The organism is Acidobacteriota bacterium (assembly GCA_040752915.1).
Taxonomy (GTDB): domain Bacteria; phylum Acidobacteriota; class UBA4820; order UBA4820; family DSQY01; genus JBFLVU01.
In genome coordinates this window covers 1-4,056 of the sequence record JBFMHB010000021.1, presented here as the reverse complement: position 1 = coordinate 4,056, position 4,056 = coordinate 1, and the positions used below count along the sequence as shown (strand labels likewise).

The window sequence follows — 4,056 nt, the reverse complement described above, 5'->3', positions numbered from 1 at the left end:
CGGTCGGCCGGGGCTTCGGTGAAACAGGGCGCCACCATTTCCAGGGCCGAGGCGATCTCCTGGCCGCAGCGCTCCCTTTCGACTTCCACCTCCCGGGCCAGTCGGCGGCGGATCTCGGGGAGGGTGCAGCCGGCGAAGGTCTCCGTCAGGAAGTTGGCGCACCAGCGCAGGGTGTCGGCGCCGACGGGCCGCGGGCTCCTCAGGACCCGCTCCGTGACCTGGCCGGCCTGGGAGACGAGGACGAAGAGCACCCGCTCGGGCGAAAGGGCCACCAGGTCGCAGGAGCGCAGGCGCATTTCGTCCAGCGGGGGGGTGGCGGCGAAGGCCAGCAGGCGGGCCGAGTCCGACAGGCGGCCCGAAATGGCCCGCGCCACGCCGGAGAGGGTCCCGTCCTCGGCGAGGCGTTCCACCTCCTCGCGGGAGGGATGCACGGGGCGGCCGGTTTCCTCCTTCAGGATGGAGGCGGCGAAGGTGCGGTAGGCCAGATCGGTGGGGATCCGCCCGGAGACGCTGTGGGGCTGGTGAAGGTACCCCAGGTCCTCGAGGCGGGCCAGCACGGACCGGACGGTGGCGGAGGAGAGCCCCTCGGGGCTTCGTTCGGCGAGGGCGCGGCTGCTCACGGGCCCGCGGCCCCGGATGTAGGTCGCCACCAGGTCCAGGAGTATGCGCTCCTCTCGGGCGCCGAGCCTTTCTTCCACGCCGGTGACCTCCGTCATCCCTATGCTTATAGCACCATGGAAGCCCCGCTTCAAGAGGCTTTGACGGAGGGGGTGCCTTGCGCTATCTTTGGGCGGGAGGTCATCGTGGCGCGCACCCCTGGCAGGACCCTCGTTCTTGCCCTGGCCGCCCTGGTTCCCGCCCTCGCCGCGGGCGCCCAGGAGTTGAGCACCTTTCTTTCCGCCCCGCCCCCCCCCGGATCGTGGGCCAAGTACCGCATCGAGACGCGGGGGACCGACTGGACGAAGCGCCGCCCCTTCAACCTCGCCGTTACGGGGAAGGAACCGCGGGAGAACGTGCCCCACGTGTATGTGGAGGCGGGCCCGACGAAGTTCGCCGGGTACCACGACGGAACGCTCCGTCTGCTCTTGAAGGCCGCCCCGTCGCCCGAGGAGGGCCTCAACCCCTTCCTCACGGCGCAGGAGGTGGCCTACGCGAAGAAGGACGGGGAGACCTTCCGCCTCTCTGACGGAGCCCTGGGGTTCCTCCACCGGCAGGCGGCGGAGGTGAAGACATCCCGCACCGCCGAGGAACTGGGCGAAGAGCCCGTGGTGGCCCTCCGGGGCAAAACATACGCCTGCAAGAAGGTGCGGCTCGCCACGACCACCGAGGCCTCCTTCCTGGGGGACCATTACAAGGTCGTGGAAACGGGGACCTACTGGCTCTCGGAGGAGGCCCCTTTCAAGGTGGTGAAGGCCGAGATCGAGCGCCGGGAGACCCGGGACGGGAAGGAGAAGGTGCGCCACATCACGATCTCCCTCAAGGTGGACGGTCTCGAAGGGGCGCCCACCGCCTTCCCGCGGCCGGTGACCCAGGAGAAGGGACTCCTGGGATTGCTGTTTCAATGAGCGGGCCGGCGCCCGCCCCGATCCTCGACCCCCTGGATCCCTTCTGGGACCGCTTGCGGGAGCAGTATCCCCTTCTCTCCCACCGGACCTACCTCAACAACGCCTCCATCCAGCCCCTGCCGGCGCCCGTGGCGCGCGCCGTGGCCGAGTTCGCCCGGCGGGCCTCGGAGGAGGACCCGGAGGTCCTGTACGACGCCGCGGCCCCGCGCCGCCTCCGGGCCGACCTGGCCGCCTGGCTCGGGTGCGAGGCGGGCGACCTGGCCCTGGCGAGCTCCACCTCCGACGGGCTCATCAAGGCCGTGAACGCCGTGCCCTGGAGGAAGGGAGACGAGATCGTCCTCCCCCACAACGAGTTTCCTTCGGTGACGTACCCCCTCCGCATGGCGAGGGACCGCGGCGTCCGGATCCGGATGGCGGGGGAGCCGGGGAGGCCCGTGCGGGAGGAGGAGGTGCTCGCCGCCGTGACGCCCGCGACCCGCGCCGCCGCCTTCTCGTGGGTCTCCTTCAGCACCGGGTACCGCATGGATCTGAAGGGCCTGGCCCGGGATCTCAAGGCGGCCGGCGTGGAATTCGTCCTCGTGGACGGCATGCAGGGGGCCGGGGTTTGGGACCCGGACCTGAGGGCCACGGAGGTGGACTTCTTCGCCTTCCAGGCCGTGAAATGGCTGGCCGGGCCCAACGGAATCGGGGCCCTTTACATCCGGCCGGACCTCATGGGCCGCCTGGCGGACAGCGCCGTCTCCTGGTACTCGGTGCCCTGCTGCGAGGATTTCTCCCTTCTCACGCGTCCTGATTTGGAACCCTTCCCGAACGCCCGCCGCTTCGACGGGGGGACGCCTCCCTGGATCAACCTCGTGGGGCTCCAGGCGTGGCTCGACCTCATGCGGCCCGCGGGCATCGCGGGGATCTCGGCGAGGATGGCCTACCTGATCGGCCTCCTCCGGGAGGAGCTGTCCCGCGCCGGAATTTCCGTCCTCTGCCCCGCCGACCCGCTCCGGCCCTCCTCCATCCTTCTCCTCGAAACGTCAAGCCCCCTGGAGGACCACGCCCGGCTCGCCGCCGCCGGCATCTCCACGTCCTTCCGGATGGGGAGGGTGCGCCTGAGTCCGCACGTGTACAATGGGCCCGGTGACTTCAGGCGCCTCGTGGATGTCTTGGGGGAACGCGCATGAGCGACGAGAGGCTGGTGCAGGGCATCTCCGATCCCCTGGAGCGGCAGTGGGAACAAGCCCTGCGGCCGCGGAAGCTGGCCGAATACGTGGGCCAGACCAAGGTGACCGAGAACCTGGCCGTCTTCCTGGAGGCGGCCCGCCGCCGCGGGGAGGCCCTGGATCACGTCCTGCTCTACGGCCCGCCGGGACTGGGCAAGACCACCCTGGCCCACATCGTCGGCTCGGAGCTGGGCGTGAACGTGCGGGCCACCGCGGGCCCCCTCATCGAAAAGGCGGGAGACCTGGCGGCCCTCCTCACCAATCTCGAGCCCCGGGATATCCTGTTCATCGACGAGATCCACCGCCTGCCTCCGGCCGTGGAGGAGATCCTCTACCCGGCCATGGAGGACTTCAAGCTGGACATCCTTGTGGGCCAGGGGCCTTCCGCCCGCACCCTCTCCCTCGCGCTCCAGCCCTTCACCCTGGTGGGCGCCACGACGCGCATCGGACTGCTCACGGCGCCCCTCCGAAACCGCTTCGGCATCACCTTCCATATGGACTTCTACGACGTGGCGGACCTGCGCCGCATCGTGGAGCGCTCGGCGCGTCTGCTGGCCGTCCCCACCGAAGCCGACGCGGCGGAGGAAATCGCCCGGCGCTCCCGGGGGACGCCCCGGGTGGCGAACCGCCTCCTGCGGCGCGTTCGGGATTTCGCCGAGATCCTCTCCGACGGGGCCGTGACCAAGGCGCTGGCCTCCGACAGCCTGGAGCGCCTGGAGGTGGACCGCTTCGGGCTGGACGACCTGGACCGGCGCATCCTCCTGACGATCCTGGACAAGTACGCCGGGGGACCGGTGGGGCTCAACACCATCGCCGCCTCCCTCGGGGAGGAAAAGGACACCATCGAGGAGATCTACGAGCCCTACCTGCTCCAGATCGGGTTTCTGGACCGGACGCCCCGCGGGCGGACGGTCACCCAGCGGGCCTGCGACCACCTGGGGCGCCCGTGGATCCGGAGCGGCGGCCAGGGAGACCTGTTTCCCCCGTCGCCTTGACAGGGCCGGACCTCGAAACTAGACTGACCGGGAAGCCGAAACGCGCAACGGACAAGGGGGCATCATGAGCCAGGAAGAACTCGTCGCCAAGGTGCTTTCGGACCAGTTCGCCAAAGTGCGGAACAACCTGGACAACCTGAAGAGCATGCTTCAGGACCTGGTGCTCGCGGTGCCCCAGATGCCCGACGCGGAGAAGCTGGCGCGCGCGGTCCTGGCCTCCCTCCCGGAACCCGAAGCCCCCCCCGCCCCCGAGCCGGTCCTCGAGCCGGAACCAGCTCCCGCCGC

5 protein-coding genes are annotated in these 4,056 nt (G+C 70.1%); 4 read left to right on the top strand and 1 reads right to left on the bottom strand.

All coding sequences use genetic code 11. The annotated features are described in order from the left end of the window. The coding region (locus AB1824_05720; protein ID MEW5764457.1) for a hypothetical protein at positions 1-698 on the bottom strand (698 nt) is incomplete at its 3' end. Positions 699-803: 105 nt separating this feature from the next. Between AB1824_05720 and AB1824_05715 the strand changes: the two genes are divergently transcribed. From AB1824_05715 to AB1824_05700, 4 genes are all read left to right on the top strand, one after another. Then, on the top strand, positions 804-1,565 hold the full coding sequence (locus AB1824_05715) for a hypothetical protein (GenBank protein MEW5764456.1): 762 nt from the start codon (positions 804-806) through the stop codon (positions 1,563-1,565). Then, positions 1,562-2,737, top strand: a complete 1,176-nt coding sequence (locus AB1824_05710; protein MEW5764455.1) for an aminotransferase class V-fold PLP-dependent enzyme — start codon at positions 1,562-1,564, stop codon at positions 2,735-2,737. The genes AB1824_05715 and AB1824_05710 overlap by 4 nt, the downstream gene beginning before the upstream one ends. Beyond that, complete coding sequence (gene ruvB / locus AB1824_05705; protein ID MEW5764454.1) at positions 2,734-3,771, top strand: Holliday junction branch migration DNA helicase RuvB; 1,038 nt, start codon at positions 2,734-2,736, stop codon at positions 3,769-3,771. Before AB1824_05710 ends, ruvB begins: the two co-directional genes overlap by 4 nt. A 64-nt stretch (positions 3,772-3,835) precedes the next feature. After that, the coding region (locus AB1824_05700; GenBank protein ID MEW5764453.1) for a hypothetical protein at positions 3,836-4,056 on the top strand (221 nt) is incomplete at its 3' end.

Bases quoted from the DNA above. Each gene is read 5' to 3' on its own strand.
- ruvB (MEW5764454.1), top strand. From the start codon at position 2,734: ATGAGCGACGAGAGGCTGGTGCAGGGCATCTCCGATCCCCTGGAGCGG.
- AB1824_05710 (MEW5764455.1), top strand. From the start codon at position 1,562: ATGAGCGGGCCGGCGCCCGCCCCGATCCTCGACCCCCTGGATCCCTTC.